Origin of the sequence: Curtobacterium flaccumfaciens (genome assembly GCF_051548005.1) — a bacterium.
In the GTDB taxonomy this organism is placed as follows: Bacteria; Actinomycetota; Actinomycetes; order Actinomycetales; family Microbacteriaceae; genus Curtobacterium.
Map to the genome: position 1 here is coordinate 52,449 of NZ_JBPUGH010000003.1, position 24,493 is coordinate 76,941.

At 72.9% G+C, this 24,493-nt stretch carries 23 protein-coding genes and 1 pseudogene; 12 read left to right on the top strand and 12 right to left on the bottom strand.

The genetic code is table 11. The annotated features are described in order from the left end of the window. Positions 1–33: 33 nt before the first annotated feature. From tsaD to tsaB, 3 genes are read right to left on the bottom strand one after another with little or no spacing between them, the layout of a single operon-like run. Positions 34–1,089, bottom strand: coding sequence for a tRNA (adenosine(37)-N6)-threonylcarbamoyltransferase complex transferase subunit TsaD (gene tsaD, locus ACSW7Y_RS01040; RefSeq protein ID WP_438124499.1), 1,056 nt, complete (start codon positions 1,087–1,089; stop codon positions 34–36). Further along, complete coding sequence (rimI, locus tag ACSW7Y_RS01045) at positions 1,076–1,648, bottom strand: ribosomal protein S18-alanine N-acetyltransferase (protein WP_438124500.1); 573 nt, start codon at positions 1,646–1,648, stop codon at positions 1,076–1,078. Before rimI ends, tsaD begins: the two co-directional genes overlap by 14 nt. After that, entirely contained in the window at positions 1,645–2,286 is a 642-nt protein-coding gene (gene tsaB, locus ACSW7Y_RS01050; RefSeq protein ID WP_438124501.1) for a tRNA (adenosine(37)-N6)-threonylcarbamoyltransferase complex dimerization subunit type 1 TsaB, read from the bottom strand. The genes rimI and tsaB overlap by 4 nt, the downstream gene beginning before the upstream one ends. Positions 2,287–2,375: 89 nt before the next feature. Between tsaB and ACSW7Y_RS01055 the strand changes: the two genes are divergently transcribed. Continuing rightward, the gene (locus ACSW7Y_RS01055) at positions 2,376–3,080 is read left to right on the top strand and encodes an alpha/beta hydrolase (protein WP_438124502.1); all 705 of its coding nucleotides are present in this window, start codon (positions 2,376–2,378) and stop codon (positions 3,078–3,080) included. 6 nt (positions 3,081–3,086) lie between these two features. On the opposite strand, the gene tsaE is transcribed toward ACSW7Y_RS01055, so the two are convergent. The 5 genes from tsaE to glmS form a co-directional block, all read right to left on the bottom strand. Further along, entirely contained in the window at positions 3,087–3,599 is a 513-nt protein-coding gene (tsaE, locus tag ACSW7Y_RS01060; RefSeq protein WP_438124503.1) for a tRNA (adenosine(37)-N6)-threonylcarbamoyltransferase complex ATPase subunit type 1 TsaE, read from the bottom strand. Further along, positions 3,596–4,756: an alanine racemase gene (gene alr, locus ACSW7Y_RS01065; protein WP_438124504.1), complete on the bottom strand. Its 1,161-nt coding sequence runs from the start codon at positions 4,754–4,756 to the stop codon at positions 3,596–3,598. Before alr (ACSW7Y_RS01065) ends, tsaE begins: the two co-directional genes overlap by 4 nt. After that, positions 4,753–5,856 (bottom strand): alanine racemase, encoded by a 1,104-nt coding sequence (gene alr, locus ACSW7Y_RS01070; protein WP_438124505.1) that lies wholly within the window; start codon positions 5,854–5,856, stop codon positions 4,753–4,755. The genes alr (ACSW7Y_RS01065) and alr (ACSW7Y_RS01070) overlap by 4 nt, the downstream gene beginning before the upstream one ends. 144 nt (positions 5,857–6,000) lie before the next feature. Then, positions 6,001–6,375: a holo-ACP synthase gene (locus ACSW7Y_RS01075; RefSeq protein ID WP_412878972.1), complete on the bottom strand. Its 375-nt coding sequence runs from the start codon at positions 6,373–6,375 to the stop codon at positions 6,001–6,003. 6 nt (positions 6,376–6,381) lie between these two features. Beyond that, positions 6,382–8,229, bottom strand: a complete 1,848-nt coding sequence (glmS, locus tag ACSW7Y_RS01080) for a glutamine--fructose-6-phosphate transaminase (isomerizing) (protein ID WP_438124506.1) — start codon at positions 8,227–8,229, stop codon at positions 6,382–6,384. A gap of 124 nt (positions 8,230–8,353) precedes the next feature. Here glmS and ACSW7Y_RS01085 point away from each other — a divergent pair, with 124 nt between their 5' ends. From ACSW7Y_RS01085 to ACSW7Y_RS01110, 6 genes and pseudogenes are all read left to right on the top strand, one after another. Then, on the top strand, positions 8,354–9,541 hold the full coding sequence (locus ACSW7Y_RS01085; RefSeq protein ID WP_438124507.1) for an AAA family ATPase: 1,188 nt from the start codon (positions 8,354–8,356) through the stop codon (positions 9,539–9,541). Between the two features lie 10 nt (positions 9,542–9,551). Continuing rightward, positions 9,552–9,962, top strand: a pseudogene (locus tag ACSW7Y_RS01090) (glutathione peroxidase); the annotation flags it as partial. Between the two features lie 150 nt (positions 9,963–10,112). Further along, positions 10,113–10,340 carry a hypothetical protein gene (locus ACSW7Y_RS01095; protein ID WP_438124520.1) on the top strand — a complete coding sequence of 76 codons (228 nt, stop codon included), beginning with the start codon at positions 10,113–10,115 and terminating at the stop codon, positions 10,338–10,340. Positions 10,341–10,344: 4 nt separating this feature from the next. Further along, the gene (locus ACSW7Y_RS01100) at positions 10,345–10,893 is read left to right on the top strand and encodes a PH domain-containing protein (RefSeq protein WP_438124508.1); all 549 of its coding nucleotides are present in this window, start codon (positions 10,345–10,347) and stop codon (positions 10,891–10,893) included. A gap of 83 nt (positions 10,894–10,976) precedes the next feature. Then, the gene (locus ACSW7Y_RS01105; protein ID WP_438124509.1) at positions 10,977–12,284 is read left to right on the top strand and encodes a UDP-glucose dehydrogenase family protein; all 1,308 of its coding nucleotides are present in this window, start codon (positions 10,977–10,979) and stop codon (positions 12,282–12,284) included. 24 nt (positions 12,285–12,308) lie between these two features. Beyond that, the gene (locus ACSW7Y_RS01110) at positions 12,309–14,198 is read left to right on the top strand and encodes a hypothetical protein (protein WP_438124510.1); all 1,890 of its coding nucleotides are present in this window, start codon (positions 12,309–12,311) and stop codon (positions 14,196–14,198) included. Here ACSW7Y_RS01110 and ACSW7Y_RS01115 read toward each other — a convergent pair. Both ACSW7Y_RS01115 and ACSW7Y_RS01120 read right to left on the bottom strand, forming a co-directional pair. Next, positions 14,189–15,748 carry a DUF2142 domain-containing protein gene (locus ACSW7Y_RS01115; RefSeq protein ID WP_438124511.1) on the bottom strand — a complete coding sequence of 520 codons (1,560 nt, stop codon included), beginning with the start codon at positions 15,746–15,748 and terminating at the stop codon, positions 14,189–14,191. The two genes, ACSW7Y_RS01110 and ACSW7Y_RS01115, sit on opposite strands and share 10 nt — an antisense overlap. Positions 15,749–15,863: 115 nt before the next feature. After that, on the bottom strand, positions 15,864–16,361 hold the full coding sequence (locus ACSW7Y_RS01120) for a GtrA family protein (protein WP_438124512.1): 498 nt from the start codon (positions 16,359–16,361) through the stop codon (positions 15,864–15,866). A gap of 113 nt (positions 16,362–16,474) precedes the next feature. Here ACSW7Y_RS01120 and ACSW7Y_RS01125 point away from each other — a divergent pair, with 113 nt between their 5' ends. The 4 genes from ACSW7Y_RS01125 to purE all read left to right on the top strand — a co-directional run bounded on the left by ACSW7Y_RS01125 (position 16,475) and on the right by purE (position 20,990). Further along, positions 16,475–17,611 (top strand): 5-(carboxyamino)imidazole ribonucleotide synthase, encoded by a 1,137-nt coding sequence (locus ACSW7Y_RS01125; RefSeq protein ID WP_438124513.1) that lies wholly within the window; start codon positions 16,475–16,477, stop codon positions 17,609–17,611. Positions 17,612–17,862: 251 nt separating this feature from the next. Beyond that, positions 17,863–19,227, top strand: a complete 1,365-nt coding sequence (locus ACSW7Y_RS01130; protein ID WP_438124514.1) for a glycoside hydrolase family 6 protein — start codon at positions 17,863–17,865, stop codon at positions 19,225–19,227. A 125-nt stretch (positions 19,228–19,352) separates the two neighbouring features. Next, a complete protein-coding gene (locus tag ACSW7Y_RS01135) occupies positions 19,353–20,468 on the top strand; it encodes a glycosyltransferase (RefSeq protein ID WP_438124515.1) in 1,116 nt (371 codons plus the stop codon). A 9-nt stretch (positions 20,469–20,477) separates the two neighbouring features. Next, positions 20,478–20,990, top strand: a complete 513-nt coding sequence (gene purE, locus ACSW7Y_RS01140; RefSeq protein ID WP_438124516.1) for a 5-(carboxyamino)imidazole ribonucleotide mutase — start codon at positions 20,478–20,480, stop codon at positions 20,988–20,990. A gap of 78 nt (positions 20,991–21,068) precedes the next feature. On the opposite strand, the gene ACSW7Y_RS01145 is transcribed toward purE, so the two are convergent. Then, on the bottom strand, positions 21,069–22,211 hold the full coding sequence (locus ACSW7Y_RS01145; protein ID WP_438124517.1) for a glycosyltransferase family 4 protein: 1,143 nt from the start codon (positions 22,209–22,211) through the stop codon (positions 21,069–21,071). Positions 22,212–22,259: 48 nt separating this feature from the next. Then, the gene (locus ACSW7Y_RS01150) at positions 22,260–23,315 is read right to left on the bottom strand and encodes a lysylphosphatidylglycerol synthase transmembrane domain-containing protein (protein ID WP_438124518.1); all 1,056 of its coding nucleotides are present in this window, start codon (positions 23,313–23,315) and stop codon (positions 22,260–22,262) included. Between the two features lie 29 nt (positions 23,316–23,344). Here ACSW7Y_RS01150 and ACSW7Y_RS01155 point away from each other — a divergent pair. After that, the coding region (locus ACSW7Y_RS01155; RefSeq protein ID WP_438124519.1) for a glycosyltransferase at positions 23,345–24,493 on the top strand (1,149 nt) is incomplete at its 3' end.

The following is a 24,493-nucleotide window of genomic DNA, read 5'->3' on the forward strand; positions in this document are numbered from 1 at the left end:
GCCCGTGCAGGCGCTGAGCGGTGCCGGCGGGCCTCAGACCTGGACGGTGGTGACCGGCAACGTCGAGTCGGCGGCGATCCCGAGGTCGCTCGGCGGGTGTCCCTCGGCGACGAGCCGAGCGCCGATCGCGGCGATCATCGCCCCGTTGTCGGTGCAGAGGTCGAACGGCGGGATGCGGAGTTCGACCCCGGCCGCAGCACAGCGCTCGGTCGCGACGGCCCGGAGGCGGGCGTTCGCCACGACGCCTCCGCCGAGCAGGAGCCGGTCGACCCCGGTGTCGCGGCAGGCGTTCAGCGCCTTGGTCAGGAGCACGTCGACCACTGCCTCGCGGAAGGACGCGGCGACGTCGGCCACGGGGACCTCGCGCCCCTCGTCGCGGCACTTCTCGACCCAGCGCGCGACCGCTGTCTTCAGCCCGGAGAACGAGAAGTCGTAGCGGTGCGCCGCCATGTCCTTCGGCAGCGTCAGCCCTCGGGGGAAGCGGATCGCGGTCGGGTCGCCGTCCGCGGCAGCCCGGTCGATCTGCGGGCCGCCGGGGTACGGCAGGCCGAGGAGCCGCGCGACCTTGTCGAACGCCTCGCCCGCGGCGTCGTCGATCGTCTCGCCGAGGAGCTCGACGTCACCGACGAGGCCGCGCACGAGCAGGAGCGAGGTGTGCCCGCCGGAGACGAGCAACGCAACGGTGGGGAGGTCGATCTCGGAGCCGTCCGAGCGCAGCACGTCGGCGCCGACGTGCCCGACGAGGTGGTTCACCCCGTACAGCGGCTTGCCCGCCGCCACGGCGAGCGCCTTCGCGGCGCCGACACCCACCATGAGCGCACCGGCGAGCCCCGGCCCGGCGGTGACCGCGACGGCGTCGAGCTCGTCGAGGGTGACACCGGCGCGGTCGAGTGCTTCGTGCAGCGTCGGCGTCATGGCCTCGAGGTGCGCTCGGGCCGCGACCTCGGGCACGACGCCCCCGTACCGGGCGTGCTCCTCCATGCTCGACGCGATGACGTTCGCGAGCAGGGTGTTCCCGCGGACGATCCCCACCCCCGTCTCGTCGCAGCTCGTCTCGATCCCGAGCACGAGGGGTTCAGCGGTGCTCATCGAGCGTCTCCTGTCCGATGGGGCCGACGGGCCCGGTGCCGACGGCCCCGGCGCCGGCGGCCGGTGCGCCGGCAGCGGCGGACAACTCCGCGCGCATCACCCACGCGTCGACGCCGTCCGGCTGGTAGTAGCGGGGCCGGGTCGCGATCTGCTCGAACCCGAACGCGGCGTACATGGACTGCGCCACGGGGTTGTCGGCGCGCACCTCGAGGAAGACCTCGTGGACGCCTCGACGCCGGGCCTCGGCGAGCAGCTCCTCGAAGAGGACCCTGCCGATGCCCCTGCCCCGCTGGTCCGACGCGACCGCGATCGTCTGCACGTCGGCGACCGGGTTGCCCGAGAGCGAGGAGAGCCCCGCGTACCCGACGATCGTCGGCGCCGCCCCGTCGGCCACGGTCTCCACCACGACGTAGTACCCGTGTGACGAGTACAGCTCGCCGGACATCTGCGACGCCGACCACGCGTCCGTCGGGAACGACGCGTGCTCGAGCCACATGATGTCGTCGAGGTCCTGCGGGTGGGCCGGCCGGAGTCGCAGTCCGTCGGGGAGCGCCGTCACCGGACGACCCGCTTCGGGGCTCCCGGCATCGTCACGTCGGGGTCGCGCAGGTAGAGCGGGGTGTCGTCGGCGAAGGGAGCGCCGGAGGCGAGACGCTCCGCGGCGAGCGAGCCGAGCCTCCAGGCCGGGATCGTGGCGGCGGTGACCCGCTCCCACGTGGCAGCATCCGGACCGGAGGCGCGGATCGCCTCGTCGAGGTCTGCCGGCTTGGCGAGACCGGGACCCGCGACACGGACGCCTGCGGCGTCGTACGCCGACCAGTAGACCTCACGGCGGCGGGCGTCCGTCACGACGACGAACGGGCCGGCGTGCGGCTGGTCGGTCTGGGGCTGGTCGGCCGCGACGGCGTCGTGGCTGACGAGTGGGAGGAACGGAACGCCGCGTGCCGCGGCGAAGGTCCGGGCGGCGGCGATGCCGACGCGGAGGCCGGTGAAGGGTCCCGGGCCCATGCCGGCGACGACGCCGGTGACCTCGGCGGGGGTGGTGCCGGCCTCGTCGAGGACCTCGGCGAGGAACGGGCCGATGACCTCGGCGTGGCGACGGGAGTCGTCGGTGCTGCGTTCTGCCAGCGCCTGCCCGGTCTCGGGGGCGACGAGGGCGACGGACGTCCCGGCGGAGGTGTCGATCGCGAGCAGCACCCGTCCATCGTAGGCGTCCCGGACAGCGGCTCCATCGCTGTGAGCGGAACGCCGCGACACCGATGGGCCCACGACGTAGCGTCACCGACATGGAACTGCTCTTCGTGCACGGCGCCCTCGTCCGCGACGGCGACTGGTGGTGGTCGCCGACGGCGGCCCTGCTCGACCGCGCCGGCGTCACCAGCCGGGCCGTGGCGCTCCCGAGCTGCGGCGAGGCGTCCGCACCGGCAGGCGAGTCCGGCCTCGTGGCCGATGCGGCCGCACTCCGCGCCGCACTCGACGACGTGGACGACCCGGCGGGCGCGATCGTCGTCGGGCACTCGTACGGCGGTACCGTGATCGCTGCAGCGGGCCACCACCCCGCCGTCGCACGGCTGCTGTTCGTGTCGTCGTACCTGCCCGACGTCGGTACCGCCCAGGGCGCGATCATGGCCGACGAGCCGGACCCGGTCTCGATCGGCGACGGCGGCGAGGGGCGGCTCGCGGTCAGCGGGTACGACGCTGCGTCGTTCGGCGCACGGTTCCTGCAGGACGCCGACCCGGACACGCAGCGTGCGGGCTGGGACCGCGTGGTTCCGCAGGACGCGACCTCGTTCGTCACCCCGACGACCGCCGCGGGCTGGCAGGGAGTCGACTCGACCTACCTCGTGTGCACCGACGACCGGAGCACCACCGTCAACCTCCAGCGCTCCCACGCGCGACGAGCGACGCGGACGGTGGACGTCCCCACGGGACACCACCCGTTCACCACCCGACCGGACCTCGTCGCGGAACGGGTGCTCGCGCTGCGGTGACGAGGATCAGAGCCGGACGTCGGCCCAGCGGGATCCGCTGCCGGTGACGATGACCCGCCGGGGTTCGTCGGGCACGTCGTCCGGGTCGAGGTCCTCGTCGGCGTCCGATCCGCCGGCGCTTCCCGTCGCGCGGACGATCTCGACGTCGAGCACGTCGTCGGAGATGCCGTCGACGAAGCCGCGGCCCCACTCGACCACCACGATCGAGCCGTCCCAGTCCAGGTCGAGGTCGTCGAGCTCCACGGGGTCGCTCAGCCGGTAGGCATCGACGTGCACGAGGTCCGGCCCGCTCGACGTGGGGTGGGTCCGGGCGAGCACGAAGGTCGGACTCGACACCTGACCGCGCGCCCCGAGCGCACCTCCGAGCCCCCGCGTGAGCGTCGTCTTGCCCGCACCGAGCGGCCCCGTGAGCACGACGAGGTCGCCGGCGCGGAGGACCGCTGCCAACCGAGCACCGATCACGCCCATCTCGTCGGTCGTCGCGACCGTGGTGTCCAGGAGGACGCGCGGTCCGGTCACCGCTCCCCCCGGAGGTACTCCGCCACGTGCCCCTCGGCCTCGTGGCCCTCGTACACACGCGGCACGCGCTCACCGATGCGGCAGACGATCTCCTCACCGATGGTGTCGAGCGCCTCGCCCCACTGCAGCACCGTCATCTCGCCGTGCTCCCCCGTGCCGAACAGCGTCACGGTGTCCCCGACCCGCACCTCGTCGTCGCCGACGTCCACGAGGAACTGGTCCATCGCGACCCGGCCCGCGATCGGGTAGCGCTTCCCGTTGATCGCGACGTCCAGCCGCCCCTGCGCGAGTCGCGGGACACCGTCCGCGTATCCGACGGGCACGAGCGCGAGGGTCGTCTCCGCGGCGGTCCGGTACGTGTAGTCGTACGAGACACCGGTGCCGACGGGCACGCGCTTCGTCTTCGCGACGGAGGCCCGCAGTGTCATCACGGCCTCGAGACCGAGATCGGCCGCCGAGACCCCGTCCGCGCCGGGGATGCCGAACAGGTTCGCCCCCATCCGGACCATGTCCTTCCGGAACTCCTTGCGCTCGAGCCCCGCGAGCGACGCCGCCACGTGGCGCATCGGGATGTCGAGACCGGCATCGTCGGCCTGCTCGACGGCGGCGTCGAACGCGGCGACGGCGGCGGTGTCCTCGTCGTCCGACGACTCCGCCAGGTGGGTGTACGCGGCGACGACCTCGATCCGTCCGGCACGCTGCGCGTCGAGCGCCGCGGCGACGAGGTCCGGCCAGTCCTCCGGTGTCGCGCCGTCGCGGTGCAGGCCGGAGTCGAACCCGAGGTGCACCCGAGCAGGCCGCTGGTCGACCGCGTCGACGACGCGCTGCAGCTCCGGCACGTTGGAGACCCCGAGGTCGACCGCCGAGTCGATCGCGTCACGGAAGTCGAGGTCCGGAGCGTGCTGCCACGTGAACACGCGGACGTCCTCGTCGACGCCGATCTCGCGCAGGCGGAGTGCAGCCGGGACCGTGAGGACGCCGATCCACCGGATCCCGGCGTCGACCGCGGCGAGCGCGATCGGCTCGAGTCCGTGTCCGTACGCATCGGCCTTCATGATCGCCATGAGCTCGACCGGGTCCATCCACCCGCGCACCAGGTCGAGGTTCGCCCGGTAGGCGTCGAGGTCGACGGCCGCCTGCCGCAGTGAGCCGGTCACGTGGTCCTCCGCTCGACGCTGCGGCCGACACGGGCGACGACCTCGTAGTTGATCGTGCCGACGGCGTCGGCCCACTCCTCGACCGCGGGGTCGCCGTCGGCCGGGTCGCCCCAGAGGACGGCCTCGTCGCCGACCTGCACGTCCGCGTCACCGATGTCGATGTGCATCGCGTTCATCGCGACGCGTCCCACCACGGGGAAGCGGCGGTCCCCGATGCGGACCGACACCCGGTTGCCGAGCGCCCGGTCGAAGCCGTCGGCGTACCCGAGCCCGATGACCGCGAGGCGGGTGTCGTGCTCGGCGCGCCAGGTGAAGCCGTAGCTCGCGCCCTCACCGGCACGGACCGGCACCGTCCGGAGCACCGCGGCGGTCACGCGCATCGCCGGGCGGAGCCCGAGATCGGCCGAGGTGCGGTCCGCGAAGGGGCTGAGGCCGTAGAGCGCGACACCGACCCGGGCGACGTCACGCCGGACCTCGGGCACCGCGAGGCTCGCCGCACTCGCCGCGAGGTGGACCATCTCCGGGACGACGCCGTGCGCCTCGAGACCGTCGAGCGCCCGCTGGAGGGCAGCGTCCTGGTCGAGGTCGTCTGCCCGCGAGGCGTTCGCCAGGTGCGACATCAGGCCCTCGACGCGGGTGCGCGACCCGTTGCGGCGCAGTCGTCCGGCGGTCTCGAACAGTTCGGGCCACTCGGACTCGACGGCGCCGTTGCGGCTGAGTCCGGTGTCGATGCAGAGGTGCACCGCCGGCACCTCGGAGTCGGCCGCTGCCGAGAGCTGCGAGACGCTCGAGACGGCCGGGGTGATGCCGTACTGCGCGGCACGGCGGAAGTCCTCGTCGGGGGCGTGCAGCCACGCCAGGATCCGGACCCCCTCGTCGATCCCGGACTCGCGCAGGGCGATGCCCTCGTCGATGTCCGCGACCCCGAGCCACTCCGCGCCCGCGTCCACGAAGGCCCGCGCGGCGTCGGCCGCGCCGTGGCCGTACGCGTTCGCCTTCACGACCGCGATGACGCCGGAGGGGGCCACCTGTTCCGCGACGGTCGCGTAGTTGGCGATCAACGCCTCCCGATCGACCGTGATCCCGGTGAACGCGCTCACGACACGACCCCGGCGATCAGCGGCAGAGCCGATGACTGGCGATCGACCGTGATCCCGGTGAACGCGCTCACCGCGCGTCACCTGCTCCGGCCTGGAGGCGCGGGTGCAGCCGCGCCGACCGGCGCGGCTGCCGCTGGTGGCTGGTCAATCCGACTTCCCTTCGATGATCACGAACGCCGTCGCGATCCCTCCATCGTGCGACAGCGACAGGTGCACGTTCGTCACGCCACGCTGCTCCGCCACCCGCCGAGCTCCCTCGTGCAGGGTCAGGGACGGGTTCCGCTGGTCGTCCGCGACGACCTCGAGCTCCTGCCAGCTCAGGCCGGCACTCGTCCCGAAGGCCTTGATGAGCGCTTCCTTGGCGGCGAACCGGGCAGCGAGCGACGCGGGTGGCCGCGGTTCACCGTCCCGGACGAGCTCGGCCGGGGTGAACAGCCGTGTCCGGAGCGCCGGGGTGCGCTCGAGCACACCCCGGAACCGTTCCAGGTCGACGACGTCCACCCCGATGCCGATGATCACGAGCGGCTACTCGACGGTGACCGACTTCGCGAGGTTGCGCGGCTGGTCGACGTCGAGGCCCTTGGCGGCAGCGAGCTCCATGCCGAACATGTGCAGCGGCGCGACTGCGAGCAGCGGCTCGAACAATGGCGTCGCGAGCGGGATGCGCAGGACCTCGTCCGCGAAGGGCAGCACGGCGGCATCGCCCTCTTCGGCGATGGCGATCACCCGGGCGCCGCGGGCGCGGATCTCCTGGATGTTCGACACGACCTTCGGGTGCAGCGATCGGCTGTCACGCGGCGACGGCACGATCACGAAGACGATCTGGCCCGGCTCGATCAGGGCGATCGGACCGTGCTTGAGCTCACCGGCGGCGAAGCCCTCGGCGTGGATGTACGCGAGCTCCTTGAGCTTCAGTGCACCCTCGAGCGCGATCGGGTACCCGACGTGGCGGCCGAGGAAGAGCACGCTCCGGGTGTCGGCCATCCACCGGGCGAGGTCCTTGATGCCGGACGCGTCGTCGATGGTCTGCTGCAGCTTCGGGGCGAGGCCCTCGAGCTCGGCGACCTGCTCGGCGATCTGCTCGGCCGTGAGGGTTCCACGCAGGGTCGCGAGGTGCAGCCCGAGCAGGTACAGCGCGACGCCCTGCGCGATGAACGCCTTCGTCGAGGCCACGGCGACCTCGGGTCCGGCGTGCGTGTAGATCACGGCGTCGGACTCGCGCGGGATGGTCGCACCCTGGGTGTTGCAGATCGAGAGCACCTGGGCGCCCTGCTCACGGGCGTACTTCACGGCCATGAGCGTGTCCATCGTCTCGCCGGACTGGCTGATCGAGACCACGAGCGTACGGTCGTCGAGCACCGGGTCGCGGTAGCGGAACTCGTGCGCGAGCTCGACCTCCACCGGGACGCGGGCCCACTGCTCGATCGCGTACTTGCCGAGGATGCCGGCGTAGGCCGCGGTGCCGCAGGCGATGACGATGACCCGGTCGACCTGGGCGAGCCGGTCGGCGATCGGGTCGAGGTCCGTCAGGGTCACCGCACCGTCGTGCACGCGGCCGAGGATCGTCTTCGCGACGGCCTCGGGCTCCTCGCTGATCTCCTTCGCCATGAAGGAGGTCCAACCGCCCTTGTCGGCGGCGGAGGCGTCCCAGTTGACCTCGAACTCGCTCGGCGACGCCGGGGTGCCGTCGAAGTGGATGACGTCGACGCCGTCGGGGCGGATCGTGGCGATCTCGTCCTGTCCGATGGCGAGGGCACGCTGCGTGTAGGCGACGAACGCGGCGACGTCCGAGCCCATGAAGTTCTCACCGTCACCGAGGCCGACGACGAGCGGGGAGTTGCGTCGCGCACCGACGACGACGCCGGGCTGGTCCGCGTGCACGACGAGGAGCGTGAATGCACCCTCGAGCCGCTGCACGGCCTGCTGCATGGCGTCCGTCAGGTCGCCGGTCTCGCGGAACGACCGCGCGACGAGGTGCGCCGCGACCTCGGAGTCGGTCTCGCTGAGGAACTCGACGCCCTCGGCCTGCAGCTCGGCGCGGAGCTCGGCGAAGTTCTCGATGATGCCGTTGTGGATGAGGGCGAGCTTGCCGCCGTCCGCCAGGTGCGGGTGCGCGTTGCCGTCGGTCGGGCCGCCGTGCGTCGCCCAACGGGTGTGGCCGATGCCGGTGCCGCCGTCGGCGATGGGGTGCGACTCGAGCTCGTCGACGAGCGCCTGGAGCTTGCCGGCCTTCTTCGCCGAGGCGAGGTCCGACGCGGCGTCCACGACGGCGATGCCCGCCGAGTCGTAGCCGCGGTACTCGAGCCGACGGAGACCACCGAGGAGCACGTCCTGGCTGCTGTTGCTGCCGACGTAGCCGACGATTCCACACATGGTCTCGATCCTACGGTCTGCCCGGGATCCCTCCCTGCGAGACGACCGCATCGATGCCGTCTCGTCATCTGCGACTTTCTGTCGTAGTCTGTGTTGGACGACAGAATCTAGGAGATTCCGGCAGATGCGTGCTGAGCTGAACCCGTACGCCCCCGGCGCCGGCCTCCGGCCACCGGAACTCGTCGGACGCCAACCCGAGATCGACGCGTTCGACCTCCTGGTGGCGCGGTCCCGGCGTCATCAGACATCGCGGAGCATCGTCCTGCACGGGCTGCGTGGAGTCGGCAAGACCGTGCTGCTGAACCAGTTCCGGGCGCAGGCCGACGCAGCGGGTTGGCTCGTGGTCGACGTCGAGGGACAGACGTCGGACTCGGGTCAGCAGACCACCCGCCGGCGACTCGCCAGAGAGATCGCGCTCGCCGCGCGCCGGCTGCACCGCGGAAGCGCTGTGACGTCAGCGGTCCGGAACGCGCTGGCCACGGTGAAGGCCTTCAGCGTGCAGTTCGGCGGCCTCGGGTTCTCCGTCGATGTCGAAGCGTCGGTCGGCCGGGCGGACACCGGGGTGATCGAGATCGACCTGGAGGAGCTCGTCGAAGACCTCGCCCCGGCGCTCCGCGAGCAGCAGCGGGTGCTCGCGCTGTTCGTCGACGAGCTGCAGGACCTCGAACCCGGGCTGCTCGCCGCCTTGATCTCAGTGCAGCACCGAGCCGGGCAGCGCGAGTGGCCGTTCGTCGTCGTCGGAGCCGGGCTCCCGAGTGTGCCGAGTGCACTCACGGCGGCGAAGTCGTACGCGGAGCGCCTCTTCGACTACCGCCAAATCGGCTCGCTCCCGTCCGGGGCAGCTGCCGACGCGCTCGTGCTGCCTGCACAGCGGTCCGGGGTCACGTTCGAGCCGAACGCCCTCGACACCATCGTCGATGCGGCGGGCGGGTACCCCTACTTCCTGCAGACGTACGGCGCCGCCGCGTGGGACCTCGCAGCGGACAAGCGGATCACCAGCGCGGACGCCGACGGTGCGATCGAACGCGGAAACGCCGAGCTCGACAGCGGGTTCTTCCCCGGGCGGTGGTCGAGTGCGACCCCTGCGGAGCGCCAGTACCTCGTCGCGATGTCCGACGACGCCGAGGGAGAGTCGTCGACCGGCGAGGTCGCGAGCCGCCTGGGTGTCCCCGCGAAGGCCACGAGCCAAGCGCGTCAGGCACTCATCGCGAAGGGCATCGTCTTCGCGCCGCAGCGAGGGCGGATCGCGTACACCGTGCCGCACATGCGAGCGTTCGTCCGACGCCAGGCTGATCTCGACCTGTTGGACTAACGTCCGTCTCATGGGACGGTTCGACGACATCGAGATCACGACGCTGCACGGTGAGCACACGACGTTCGGGCAGTTCTCCGACAAGGCCGTGCTCGTGGTGAACGTCGCCTCGCGCTGCGGTCTCGCGCCCCAGTACGAGCAGCTCGAGGCCCTGCAGAAGGAGTACGGCCCTCGCGGCTTCACGGTCCTCGGGTTCCCGAGCAACCAGTTCCTGCAGGAACTCGGCTCGTCCGAGGCGATCGACGAGTACTGCTCGACGACCTGGGGCGTGACGTTCCCGATGTCGGAGAAGGTGAAGGTCAACGGCAAGGGCGCCCATCCGCTCTACCAGGCGCTCAAGGAGACCCCGGACAGCGCGGGCAAGGCCGGCCGGGTCAGCTGGAACTTCGAGAAGTTCCTCGTCGCGCCCGACGGCAGCGTCGTCGTCGGTGCCGGGGTGAACCTCACGATCCCCGCGGACGCGCTGCCCACCCCCACCGCGACCTCGCTCACGGTCGCGGGTGCCCACGGCACCGCGCCGGACCTCGCCGACGCGGTGCTCGCGGACTTCCGGGCGGCCGTCCTGGAGGCGGTGGCCGCGCTGTCGACGGGCGGCTCGGCCGCCGAGGCGGTCCGGTCGGACGTCCGTGCCGCGTGCGGCACGATCGGTCGCCGCATCCGGCTGGAGCTGCCCGACGGCACCGTCGAGGAGGCGGACGCCGTGGGCATCGACGACGAGGGTCGCATCACGATCCGGCACCGGGACGGTGCGACCAAGGGCGTCGCGGTCGGCGACGTCACGCACCTGCGCTATGCATGAGGGCATGACCGCCGAGCCGCCCCCGGAACGGGTCGTCGCCCGGCTCCGGCCGCACGCGCGACGGCTCGTCCGTCCCGCGGTCTTCGTCGTGCTCGTGACCGCGGCAGGGGGCTTCGGCTTCGGGGTCTTCCGCGCGCAGCTCGCCTGGCTCAACGTCGTCGTGGCGCTCGTCACCCTGCTGCTCGTCGTGCTCGGCGGGGTGGTCCCGCTCGTCCGGTGGATGTCGCAGCGGTACGTGCTCACCACCCGGAGGCTCGTGGTCGTGCAGGGCCTCGGCACCCGGACCCGTCGTGAGCTCCTGCACGCGCGCGGGTACGACGTCACGGTGCGCCGCCGCGGCCTGCAGGGGGTGTTCCGGTCCGGGGACGTGCTCGTCTTCCCCGGGGACGACCCGGTCGTGGTGCTCGCCGACGTGCCGCACGCAGACCTCGTCGTCGCGGTGCTGCACGACCTCGTCGAGGCGTACGAGGCACGTCGGCGGCACCGCGAGCCGGACTGGGACGAGATCGTGGGCGGAGCCGACCGGCCGCCGTGGGGCGACGTCCGAGCCTGACCCCGTCCTGCTCCGCCGGCCGACGACGTGCCGTACGCACGGCGTTCGGTGTGCGGACACGCAGGAACCGGTACCGTCTTCCCGTGCGTATCTCTGTCATCGGCTGCGGTTACCTCGGTGCCGTGCACGCCGCCTCCATGGCCAAGCTCGGACACGACGTCGTCGCGGTGGACGTCGACCCGGCGAAGATCGAGCGACTCGCGGCCGGCGAGGCCCCGTTCTTCGAGCCCGGTCTGCCGGAGATCCTCGCCGAGGCGCTCGCCTCCGGCCGCATCCGGTTCACCACCGACATGGCCGAGGTCGCCGGGGCCACCGTGCACTTCCTCGCCGTCGGCACCCCGCAGGGGCCCACCGGCGCCGCCGACCTCACCTACGTCGACGCCGCCGTGGCGTCACTGACGCCGTACCTCTCGGCCGGCGAGTACGTCGTCGGCAAGTCCACGGTCCCGGTCGGCACCGCTGCCCGACTCGCCGCCGAGGTCGAGCAGGCCGTCCCGGGTGCGACGCTCGTCTGGAACCCCGAGTTCCTGCGCGAGGGCTTCGCCGTGCAGGACACCATCTCGCCCGACCGGCTCGTCTACGGCGTCCCGGCCGGTGCAGCGGGGGAGCGGGCCACCGCCGTCCTCGACGAGGTCTACGCCACGGCGCTCGCCGAGGGGACCCCGCGGCTCGTGGTCGACCTGCCGACCGCCGAGCTCGTCAAGGTCAGCGCGAACGCGTTCCTCGCGACCAAGATCTCCTTCATCAACGCGATGGCCGAGATCGCCGAGGTCGTCGGTGCCGACGTGACCGCGCTCGCGGACGCGATCGGGCACGACGCGCGCATCGGCCGCAAGTTCCTCAACGCCGGGCTGGGGTTCGGCGGCGGCTGCCTCCCGAAGGACATCCGCGCGTTCCAGGCGCGCGCCGACGAGCTCGGCGTCCCCGAGTCGCTCGCGTTCCTCGCGGACGTCGACGCGATCAACCTCCGCCGCCGCGAACACGTCGTCACGCTGGCGCAGGAGCTGCTCGGCGGAGACGTCACGGGCAAGCGCGTCGCCGTGCTCGGACTCGCGTTCAAGCCCAACTCCGACGACGTCCGCGACTCCCCGTCGCTCGACATCGCGGGTCGGCTGCACGGGCTCGGCGCGCAGGTCGCCGCCTACGACCCGGAGGCCGTCGTCACGGCGCGACGGGTCCACCCGGAGCTCGACTACGTCGAGGCGGCCGCCGATGCCCTGCGCGGGGCCGAACTCGTGCTCGTGCTCACGGAGTGGAACGAGTTCCGCGAGCTCGACCCGGCGGCCGTGGCAGCGCTCGTCGAGGTGCCCGTCGTGGTCGATGGACGCAACTGCCTCGACCGTGATGCCTGGACCGCCGCCGGTTTCACGTACCGTGGCATGGGGCGCTGAGCCGCCTCGCCCGGGGAAGGACACATGACGATCAGCAGCACGACCGTCGCCGAGGACCTCGCGGTCGCGACCCCACCTGCCGCCGCGCACGGACGGCGCCGGTCGTCGGGGGCGTTCCACGAGGGACGGCACCCGTCGACGCGGTCGATCATCGGCAACGCCGCGCTGCTGGCCGTCGCCGCCGTCGTGCTCGCGTTCGTGACCTACCGCACACGGCTCGAGGTCACGAACATCGACGGCATCTCCTACATGTCGATCGCCGAGCAGTACGCCACCGGGCACTGGGGTGACGCCGTCAACGGGTACTGGTCGCCGATGGTGTCGTGGCTCATGGCCCCGCTCATCGCCGTCGGGCTCGGGCAGACGACCGCGTTCGGGATCGTGAACCTGCTCGCGAGCATCGCGATCCTCGGCATCGGGGCGTGGCTCCTCCTGCGCAGCACGGGCAACGGGTGGACGGCGGCGTGGTCGATCCTCGCGGTGGCGCCCCTCCTCGTCGCGAACGTGAGCCTGCAGACGCCCGACGTCCTCGTGCTGCTGTGGAGCCTGGTGTTCGTCTGGGCCCTCCTCGTGGCCGACCGCGCCTGGCACGGGTCGGTGCGGCGGATCGTCCTCACCGGCGTGCTCCTCGGGTTCGTGTGCGCGGTCGGGTACTGCACCAAGGCGTTCCTCGTGCCCGTGTTCCTCGTCGTGGTGCCGCTCTGGGCGCTCATCCGCTGGTACCAGGACCGCCGTGACCACCGGGAGCGCCGGTCGCTGTTGCTCCCCGCGGTCGCACTCGTGGCCGTCGTGGTCTGCTCCGCGCCCTGGGTGATCGCGCTGTCGGCGAAGTTCGGCGGGATCGAGGTCGGGTCGTCGCTCACCGTCAACGTCTCGGGCAAGTTCTCGGACACCGACTCGACCGACGCTGACGAGTACCGCATCCCGTCGCCGCCGAACCCGCTCGCGGTGTCGCCGAACGAGGACCGCACCCCGTCCCTGTACGACGCGGGCGTCCGCACGGCGGAGCGTGCCGAGCCGGTCGCGCCCGCGGCGGCCGCGCCGGCGGAGCCGACGACGAGCCACACGACGACGCTCGTGGGGAAGGTCCGCTACTACGTCCTCGAGCGCATCGAGGCGATCCCGTTCTACTTCGCCCGCATCAGCTCGTTCGCGCCGTTCGCGCTGGCGATCGGCGCCGCCTACGTCGCTGCGCTCGCGATCGGGGTCGCGCACTACCGACGCTTCGTGTTCGCGGGCATCGTCGCGCTGTCCTCCGGTGTCTACCTGCTGGGGTACGCGGGCATCGCCACGGTCGACACCCTCGGCGGCAACTCGCGGTACTACCTGCCGCTCTTCACCGGCTCGGTGCTCATCGCCGGCGCGCTCCTGCCGACGATCTGGCGGGCGGCACGGCGGGGGACCTGGGTCCGTCGCGGGCTGGCGATCGTGGCGTGCGCGGCGGTCGTGATCGCGGCGTACAGCCAGAACGTCAACGGTGTCCGGGCACCGTTCTCGACGATGGACACGAGCCCCGCCGGCATCGAACGGGGACAGGTCCTCGGTGGCGTGGTCGTCCCGGACGAGCCGCTCGTGCAGCTGCTCGACGCGAACCACACGATCCCCGCAGGCAGCACCGTCCTCGGGACGAACGCGCGGGACACCGTGCGGGTCGCGTTCCGCCTGGGCCTGCACGCCTACGGCGAGGCCGGACAGCGCTACGACTACCAGGACCCGGCGTTCGTCGACCTCGTGAAGCGGTCCGACATCGAGTACTTCCTGCAGTACCGGGGCCCGACCGACGCGCGCGAACGCGACTACTCGGCCATCGGCGAGCTGGTCGGTTCGTTCCCGGTCGAGCAGACCTGTCAGGACATCAAGTCGGCACCGGTGCAGCCGTGCCTCGTCGACGTCGTCAAGGTCGATCAGTCCTGAGCACCGGCACGGTCCGGCACGCGGTGCCGGGCCGTGCCGACGACCCCCGCCGTCAGGGTGACCGCGACCACCGCGGCGAGCACGACCACGGCCGCGAAGGGCACCGGACCGGACGCTCCGTAGTGCGCGACCGAAGCGGTGCTCGCCGGTCCGGTCGCGGCGTTCCAGAACCACCCGGCCGCGACCGCGAGCCCGTACAGCCCGATCAGGGGCAGCGCGACCGCGAGCACCGAGCCGACGACGTCCCGAGTGCGCCCGGAGCCACAGAGCCGACGCCACGCGACCGCGCTGAGGACGAGGAGTGCGACGAGGCCGGGGAAGAAGTAGCGCCCCTGCGTCCCCGCGACCGCGGTCGTGTCGAGGTAGGCGCGCCAGCTGCTCGCGGTCTGGAGGAGCACGAGGAGCGCCGGGAAGACCGCGAGCACCACGACACTCCGCCGCCCTGGTGACCGACGGAACGCCCAACCGACGACGACGACGAGGGCCACGACGGTCAGCGCCGCCGTGAGGAGGTCCCCGATCGAGACCTGGGCACGACCGCCGACGCTGCCCCAGAACGTCCGGGCGAGGGTGCCCCACGAGACGTCGAGGAAGTGCAGCACGCTCGGGCCGGTCCCGGCGGGGAAGGACTGGTCCGGACGGATCCCGGCGTAGCCGTCGGGCTGGAGCGTGCCGTACCGCACCAGGTTCCGCACCCACCACCAGCCGCCCACGACCCCGGCCACGGCGAGCACCAGGACCGTCCGGACGACGCGCCTGGAGAGGCCGGTGCGGACGGAGCCGCCCGTCCCCGGACCGGCGACGAGCAGGGCCAGCGCGACGAACGGCACCGCGGGCAGCCCCGTCCCCTTGGTCGCGACGAGGACGCCGAGCGCGAGCGCGAGCGCCGCGAGCACCCGCCGTCGTCCGTCGCCCGTGAGCACGCGCGTCGTGAGCCACACCACGAGCCCGCCGAGCACGAGGACGGGCGCGTCGTTCGTCACCGAGGCCGCGATCGAGGCGAGCTGCGGCACGGCGAACAGCGCGATCGCCCCCACGAGCGCGGCGCGCGGTGATCGGGTGACGCGGCGGACCGACGCCCACGCGAGCAGCGCCAGCGGCGCGACCGCGAACGCGTCGACCAGACGGAGGGCGACGAGGGCGTGGTCCCAGCGGAGGGACCCGAAGTGGAGCGCGCGGAGCACCACGGCGTCGACCAGGTAGGCGGTCGGCGGGTGCTGCGACATCTGGTTGACCGTGCTCGACGGGCCCGGGTGGGCGGTCAGGAGCCCCGTGACGGTCGACCAGGCGGACGCCGGCCGCGATCCCTGCTCCTGGACGGCGGCGAGGACCGCGCTCGTGACGTGCATGGTCCCGGGGGCGGGCCAGCCGCCGCCGGTCGCGAGCTGGACCACGGCGTCGAAGTGGGCGATCTCGTCGGGCGCCTGGAACGCCGGCACCACGACGGCCCAGAGCGCGAGCCAGGCGCCGAACGCGACCGTGAGGACCGCGATCGTCCACCCTTCCGTGCGACCGATCGTCGGGTGGTCACGGGCGATCGGGTTCGTCACCCGGCGATCCTACTGACCGCCGGACCGGACCCTGCCGCGACCGGCCGCGGGCCGGGGGCTGGCCGCGCCGGCGCGCGTCAACGCACGGCGCAACGGGGAGCGGGACGTCCTGCGCCTACTGCCCGGCGGTCCCGGGCCGCGCCGGGACCTGGTGCGCGCCGGTCGTGACCGGCTCGACGTCGGCCGTGGCGGTGCGCTCGGGGTGGTACACCCACACCTTGTAGAGCCAGAACCGGAAGACGGTCCCGAGTCCGAGACCGATGATGTTCGCGACGTTGTCCGCGAGCGCCGAGGTCAGGCCCATGGCGTAGTGCGAGACACCGAGCGTGGCGAGGGCGATCACCATGCCGCCGAGCGAGACGACGACGAACTCGATCCCCTCTCGCGTGGCGACGGCCCGGCGCTGGTCGCGGAACGTCCAGTAGCGGTTGCCCATCCAGTTCACGAAGATCGCCACGATCGTGGACACCACCTTCGCCCAGAACGGCCCGGAGTGGATCTCGTCCGGGGAGAGCACGGTGAAGCGCAGCAGGTTGAACACCGCGGTGTCGACCACGAAGCCCACGGCCCCGACCACCCCGAAGCGGGCGAGTTGGGCGATGAGTCGGCGCACGGTGTCTCCAGGGTCCGTAGAGTTGTCACGGGCCGCCCCGCGGACGGCCCGGAGGTCGATTGTAGACAACCCGCTCGGACCGTTCGGTGTGAGCGACGGAAGGAACACACAGCATGGCGTTGCGCGTCGGGGTCATCGGCGGAGGACAGCTGGCACGGATGATGGTGCCTGCCGCGATCGAGCTCGGGCTCGACATCCGCGTGCTGGCCGAGGAGCCGGGGATGTCGGCTGCGATCGCTGCTACGGCGGAGGGCGACTACCACGACGTGGACACCGTGCTCGCCTTCGCACGCGAGGTCGACGTCGTCACGTTCGACCACGAGCACGTGCCGCAGGACGTCCTCCGTGCGCTCGTCGACGCGGGCGTCGCCGTGCACCCGGGGCCGGAACCCCTCGCGGTCGCGCAGGACAAGATCACGATGCGCCGGCGCCTGTCCGAGCTCGGGCTGCCGGTGCCGGACTGGGCCGCCGTGCAGGACCCGGACGAGCTGCGGGCCTTCCTCGACGACCACGGCGGTCGCGCCGTCGTGAAGACCGCGCGCGGTGGGTACGACGGCAAGGGCGTCCGCGTGGTCACCGACCCGGCCGACGTCGCCGACTGGTTCACCGCCGTCGCCGAGGCCGGCGGCGGTCAGGCGCTGCTCGTCGAGGAACTCGTGCCCTTCACCCGCGAGCTCGCCCAGTCCGTCGCCCGGCGCCCCTCCGGCGAGGTCGTCGCCTGGCCGCTCGTCGAGACCGTGCAGCGCGACGGGGTGTGCGCCGAGGTGTTCGCCCCCGCGCCGGACAGCGCCGGACGCATCGCCGACCTGGCCGAGGACATCGCGGTCCGGATCGCGACCGAGCTCGGGGTCACGGGGGTGCTCGCGGTCGAGCTGTTCCAGACCGATGACGAGCGGATCCTCATCAACGAGCTGGCGATGCGTCCGCACAACACCGGGCACTGGACGATCGACGGCGCCACGACGAGCCAGTTCGAGCAGCACCTGCGTGCCGTCCTCGACCTGCCGCTCGGTGCCACCGGGGCGTTCGCTCCGGCGGCGGTGATGATCAACGTGCTCGGCGGGCCCGCGGACGGCGACCTCGCGGCGCGGTACCCGGGCGCGCTCCGGGCGTTCCCCGAGGCGAAGTACCACTTCTACGGCAAGGCGCCCCGGCCGGGGCGCAAGGTCGGGCACGTGACCGTCGTCGGTGACGACCTCGACGACGTCACCTACCGGGCGCGGGCGGCCGCAGCCCACTTCGACGACTGAGGCCGCGGTCCCGACGCAGACGGTGACGGACGGGAGGCACGGTGCGGCCCTGCGCCGTGCCTCCCGTCCGTCACGGGGTCGGGTCCTCGAGACACGTCGCCGTCGCGTCCCGAGGGACCCGTCCCTCGTCCCGTCGGTCCGCCGAAGGGCGGACACCCGCTCGGGTGCCACCCGATCTGGCGTGTGGTCCCGCGTCGGCTGCCGTGCTCCCATGGACGGGTCAGGGGTTCGTCGTCCACAGGGAGTCCGTCATGCGCCGCGCCGGTGCCTTCGCCACGACAGGAGCGGTGGCTGCGTTCGTCGCGCTCGCCGCGGGAACGCTCACGTCGACCACCGCCGTCGCGGCCACGAGCGCCGCGGCCATCAGGGCTGCGTCCGCGGCGTCCCTCTACGCCGCCGGGCCGTACCGCTCGGACACGAGCGAAGCGGCGAAGCAGTCGACCGCCCTCGCGTCGAGCGACCCGAGCGGAGCGGCGGCGGCGCGGACCATCGCGCAGTACCCGGTGGCGGTCTGGCTGGGGGACTGGACGCAGGGCTCGACGCTGACGAAGACCATCGACGCCGCCGTCGCGGGTGCCGAGCGGACGGGGACCACTCCGGTGTTCGTGACGTACGCCATCCCGCAGCGCGACTGCGGCGGGTACTCGGCGGGCGGGTTCGACGAGTCGACGTACGACGCCTGGGTCGACCAGATCGTCGCCCGCCTCGCCGGGCACCGAGCGGCCGTGATCGTCGAACCCGACTCGCTGGCGATGCTCAGCAACAGCGCGTGCAGCGAGAGCCTCGACGCCCAGCGGTACCGCATCCTCGCCCGTGAGGTCGCCGCCTTCACGGCGGTGGGCGTGCCGGCCTACCTCGATGCCGGCAACTCGAACTGGGTCCCGCCGGCGGTCATGGCAGCACGGCTGGAGAGCGCGGGCGTGCAGCGTGCGCGGGGGTTCTTCACGAACGTCGCGAACTACTACCCGACGGCGCAGGAGCAGGCCTACGCGCAGAAGGTGTCGGCCGCGACGGGCGGATCCCACTACGTCATCGACACGTCACGGAACGGACAGGGCTGGCGGGGCACCTGGTGCAACGGACCCGGCGCCGGCCTCGGCACGTCGCCGCGCGTGGTCTCCGACGGGACCGCGCTCGACGCACTGCTCTGGGTGAAGACCCCCGGTGCGAGCGACGGGACCTGCAACGGCGGTCCGGCAGCCGGGAAGTGGTGGTCGGCGTTCGCGCAGGCACTCGTCGCGAACGCGCGGCTCGGGTCGCCGGTCGCCGCGGCGGCACCGACCCGGACGGCCCCGGCCGTCGCGCCGACCGTGCACCGGGACTCGGTCGCCTCGACCGCGAAGCGGCGTGTCACCGTCTCCGGGTGGACGTTCGACCGTGACGACCCGACGAAGAGCGTGACCGTGCGGGTCACGGTCGGCGGGACGGTCGTCGGGACCGTGACGGCCGACGCCTCGCGCCCCGACGTGGACCGGGTGCACCGGGTCGGACGGAACCACGGGTTCCGCGGGACGGTCCCGGTGTCGAGCGGCCGCCGCAGCGTGTGCCTCACGGCGGTCGGCATCGGACGGGGTGGGGACACGTCGATGGGGTGCGTGACCGTCTCCGTGCGCTGAGACGTCCGGGTGAGCAGGCGTGCGGGCGAGCGCCTGCGCCGTTGCGGGGCCGGCGTGCGGTGCGCCGTGCGGGGCCGGCGTGCGGGGTGCGCCGTTGCGGGGCGCCCGTGCGGGAGGATGGCCGCATGCCGCGTGATCTCGTCCGACGTGCCGCCCGCCGACTCCGTCGCACCCTGACCGGGCCGCGGTCGGCCCCGACAGCGGGACCCCAGCAGCTGCCGGTCCTCGGGTACGTCGTCGCCGGCGGGGGCGGCGCGCACCCCGCCTCCGCGCACGTCCGGGTCGTCCGGCGGACCGAACACCTGGCACGGACCGGCGGGGCCACGGTGCGACAGGTGGACCCGGACGCGTTCGTCGACGGCACGGACACCACCGCGTACCGGGCCGTCGTCGTGCAACGCGACGCCCTGCCGCGTGGACTCGTCGCGCCCTTCCTCGCCGCGGCGGCCCGACGCGGGACCCGGGTGGCCGCCGAGGTCGACGACGACTTCTTCACCGAGTCCGGCCGTGACCGGCTGGCACGAGCCGAGTACGACCCGGACCGGTTGGCCTCGATCGACGCCCTCGTGCGCGGGGCGGACCTCGTGATCGTCAGCACCGAGGAGCTCGCGGTCCTCGTCCGACCGATCGCGCACCGGGTGGTGGTCGTGCGGAACGCCCTGGACCCGACCATCTGGAACCCCGGTCCGCCGCCGGCCGCCGACGACGACCGACCGCTCGACGAGCACAGGGTGCTGTACATGGGGACGCTCACGCACGCTGCCGACCTCGCGCTGCTCCGGGACGTCTTCACCGACCTCACCGCCCCGGACGGCAGCCCGATCCGACTCGAGGTCATCGGCGTGACCGAGGACGCCGACGAACCGGGCTGGTACCGCCGCGTCGAGGTCCCGGACGGGCACTACCCGGCGTTCGCCCGCTGGCTCGTCGACCACCGGCAGCGGTGGCGAGCCGGCGTCGCCCCGTTGCGCGACGAGGTGTTCAACCGCGCGAAGAGCGACCTCAAGGCGATCGAGTACACCGCGCTCGGGCTGCCGGCCGTCGTGTCCGACCGTCCGTCCTACCGCGACGCGCACGCACACGGCGTCGTGGCCGTGCCGGACGACGTCGACGCCTGGCGCGCCGCGGTCAGCGCCGCCGTCGCCGACGGTGCCCCCGACCCCGAAGCGACCCGCTGGGTGCGTGCGGAGCGGACGATCGGCGACGACGGGGACACCTGGCGCTCCGCGCTGCTCGACTAGGCTCGTCGCGTGACCGACACCGCAGCCCCCACCCAGCCGCTCGTCTCGATCATCATGGGATCGGACTCCGACTGGCCGACCATGCGCGCCGCCGCGGACACGCTCACCGAGCTCGGGATCCCGTTCGAGGCCGACGTCGTCTCCGCACACCGCACCCCCGACAAGATGACCCGGTTCGCCCGGGGAGCCGCCGCCCGGGGGATCCGCGTCGTGATCGCCGGAGCGGGCGGCGCGGCACACCTGCCGGGAATGGTCGCCTCGATGACGACGCTGCCCGTGATCGGCGTCCCGGTGCAGCTCGCGCGCCTCGACGGCCTCGACTCGCTGCTGTCCATCGTGCAGATGCCCGCCGGCATCCCGGTGGCCACGATGGCGATCAACGGTGCGGCGAACGCCGGACTCCTCGCCGCACGGATCATCGGCTCGGCCGACCCCGCGATCGCCGCACGGCTGGGCGCGTACGCCGAGGGTCTCGAACAGCTCGTCGAACAGAAGGCACAGCGCCTGCGCGACTCGCTCTGACACCGACGAGCCGCCGCTGCCGGTCGAGCGTCGCGGGCCTGGCGTCGCGGGCCGGTCGCGGCTGGCGGACGTTGCCCGCTACAGGTCGGCGTGCAGCTGCCAGGTCTCCATCGCGGAGTCGTTCCAGTCGAACATCCGCGCACGGTCCGGCCCCGCGACCGCGAGCTGTCCGGCGAGCAGCGGGTCGTTGACGACCTGGTACACGGCCTGCGCGATGCGTTCCGGGTAGGAGTCACGCGGCTCACGGGCGACGGTCACACCGGCGTCCGCCGCGACCTCGCTCACCGCCGGATCGTCCGAGTGGATGACCGGCGTGCCGAAGCTCATCGCCTCGATGACGGGGAGCCCGAAGCCCTCGGCGAGGCTCGGGAACACGAACGCCGACGCACGGTCGTACGTCACGGCGAGGTCCTGGTCGTCGATGCGGCCGAGCACCTTCACGCGGTCGCGGGACAACCCCGCACGTTCGGCGGTGCTGTACACGTCGACGTCGCCCCACCCGTCCGGACCCGCGATGACGAGCGGGACGTCGGCCGGAGCATCGGGGTGGGCCATCGCCTCGATCAGGTACTGCAGGCCCTTCCGCGGTTCGAGCGTGCCGACGGCGAGCACGTAACGCTCGGGGAGACCCAGGCGTTCGGCGCGCAGGTCGGCGTCGACGGGCGTGCGCAGCCGACCGCTCGGAGCGCCCCCGATCACCCGGAGGCGGTCGTCGAAGCGGTGGATCTCGTTGAGCGCCGCGGCGACGGCGTGCGTCGGGACCACCACGGCGTCGGCGTGCTTCCACGCCCGCTTCACCATCGCACGGTGGAAGTGGACCCCGCGGGGGGTCAGGGTCTCCGGGTGCGTCCACGGCACGGTGTCGTGCACCGTGACCACCGTCTGGCGACCGGGCTCGCGGAAGCGGTCGTGCTTCACGAGGGGTGCGAGGACGCTCGGTGCGTGCACCATCTCCTTGGCGATCGCGCCGACCATCCCGCCCTGCCAGGCGAGCGACAGCTCACGGCGGGGGAGCGGGAGCCGCTGGAGTCCGGACAGGCCGGGGAGGAGCGTCCGCAACCGCTGGACGTCGTCGGAGCCCACCGCGGAGACCACCGCCACCACGTCGCAGCCCTCGGGCGCGGTCGTGACGAGGTGGCGGGTGAGTTCCTCGGCGTAGCGACCGATGCCGCCCGGGACCGGTGCGACGACCTGGTCGACGAGGACGTGCAGGGTGGTCATCGGGTGGAGCTCCTCGTGGTGCCGCTGGCGGGTCGGAAGCCGACCATATCAGCCTGCGTGGTGAGTCCCCGGGACGCTGCGCGCCGCCGCAGCGCGGGCCGTCGAGCGGCGGTGCCTGGCGGCGAGGACCGCGCCGTACCCGGCGAGCACCACGTCGCCGAGGGTCATGAACGCCCGGCTGATCACCGCGAGCGCGAGGGGACCCGCACCGCTCGCAACGGCGCCGAGGAGGAGCACCAGGACGCCCTCGCGCGGGCCGATCCCGGCGGGGGCGATGACCACGAGGAACCCGACGAGCCACGCGACCGCGTACGCGCCCACCGCGACCGGGAACAGCACGGGCGAGTCCGCGCCGAACGCCCGGAGGACGACCGTGGCCTGCACGCCGTACGCCACCCACATCGCGAGCGACCACACGAGCGACATGACCGTGCCGGGCCAGGTCAGCGTGGTGTCCTGCGCCGGACGTCGCAACAGCCGGAACGCGACCCGGATGAGACGACCGAGCACGGGCGGGGTCAGGGAGACCAGGCCGAGCAGCACGAACGGGATCAGCCACCAGAAGGTCGCGAGACCGTCCGGCGTGCCCAGGAGGACGGCGACGATGCCCACGAGCGCCGCCGTCACCATGCTCACCAGCATCGATGCCAGGGCCGCGACCGCGCTGCTCGTCCGCTGCAGACCGTGCGCGCGGCCGAGCTCGGCCTGTGCCGCGATCGACCACACCCCACCCGGGATGTACTTGCCGAGCTGCCCGACGAAGAAGATCGAGGACGCGGGGCCGAGCCGCAGCCGGAAGCCGCTCGCAGCCATCATCGCCCGCCACGACAGCATGTTCGCGACGAGCGCCACGAGCGTCGCGACGACACCGATGACGACGGTCGGCGCGTCGAGGCTCGCGAAGTCCTCGACGATGTCCGGCCACTGCCCGGCGATGCTCCGCGCGAGGAACGCCACCGCGACGACCGCGGCGACCCACTTGACGACCGTGAGGACGAGTGCGCGCCGACCGCGCTTCGGCACGACCGCGTCCACCGAGCCCGTCGGGGTCTCGATGCGGTCCGGGTCGGCTGCGGGGGACCCCGTAGGCTGGTGTGCGTCCATCGACCGACAACTCTAAGGGAGCGCGCTGGATGCGACCCGATGCCGACGCCCGTCCGACCCTGCTCGTCGCTGCGTCGACCTTCCCGGCCGAGGCCGGCGACGGCACGCCCGGGTTCGTGCTCGACCTCGCCACCGCGCTCGCCGACGAGTACCGCGTGGTGGTCGTCGCCCCGATGACGAAGGGCGCGCGGGCGCACCAGCGGATCGGTGACGTGGAGGTGCGGCGGTACGACTACTTCCCGGCACGCTGGCGCGACCTGGCCGACGGCGCGATCGTGGACAACCTGCGGGCGGAGAAGTCGCGCTGGCTGCAGGTCCCGTTCTTCTTCCTGTCGATGGCGGCGGCGCTCCGACGCGAACGCCGACGCTCCCGGCCCGACGTGGCGCTGCTGCACTGGATCATCCCGCAGGGGGCCGTCGGCAAGCTCGTGCTCGGCGACCTGCCGCGCGTCGTGACCACGCTCGGTGGCGACCTGTACGCGCTGCGCAACCCGGTCCTCCAGAACGTCAAGCGCTCCGTCATCGCGAGCGCCGCCTCCGTGACCTGCATGAGCACGGACATGGCGCTCGAACTGGGCAAGCTCGGCGCGCGCCCGGACCAGGTCCACGTCGTGCCGATGGGCGTCGACCTCGACCCGATCACCCGCGCGGTCGACCGCGAGACCCGGGTCCCGGGACGCGTGCTGTTCGTCGGCCGGCTCGTCGAGAAGAAGGGCGCGATCGTCCTGCTCGACGCGCTCGACCGCACGGCCGAGCAGCCGGCCGAGGTCGTGGTCGTCGGTGACGGCCCGCTCCGCGCGCAGCTCGAGGCCCGTGCCGGGTCCGCGGTCACGTTCCTCGGGGCCCGCGGCAAGGAGGACCTCGCGTCCGAGTACGCGAAGGCCAGCATCGCCCTCTACCCGTCCGTCCCCGCGGCGAACGGCGACCGCGACGGGCTGCCGGTCGCCCTCCTCGAGGCCATGTCCGCCGGGTGCGCGATCGTGGCCTCGGCCGTGCCCGGCATCGTCGACGTCATCGAGGACGGCGTGAACGGCCTGCTCGTCGCGCCTGGTGACGCGGCGGCGCTCGCGGCGGCCGTCGACCGCCTGCTGGCCGACCCCGAGCTCGCCCAGCGGCTCGGGCGGGCTGCCGCGCAGACCGCGGCGGCGCACACCGTCGAAGCCGTCGGCGACCGGTAC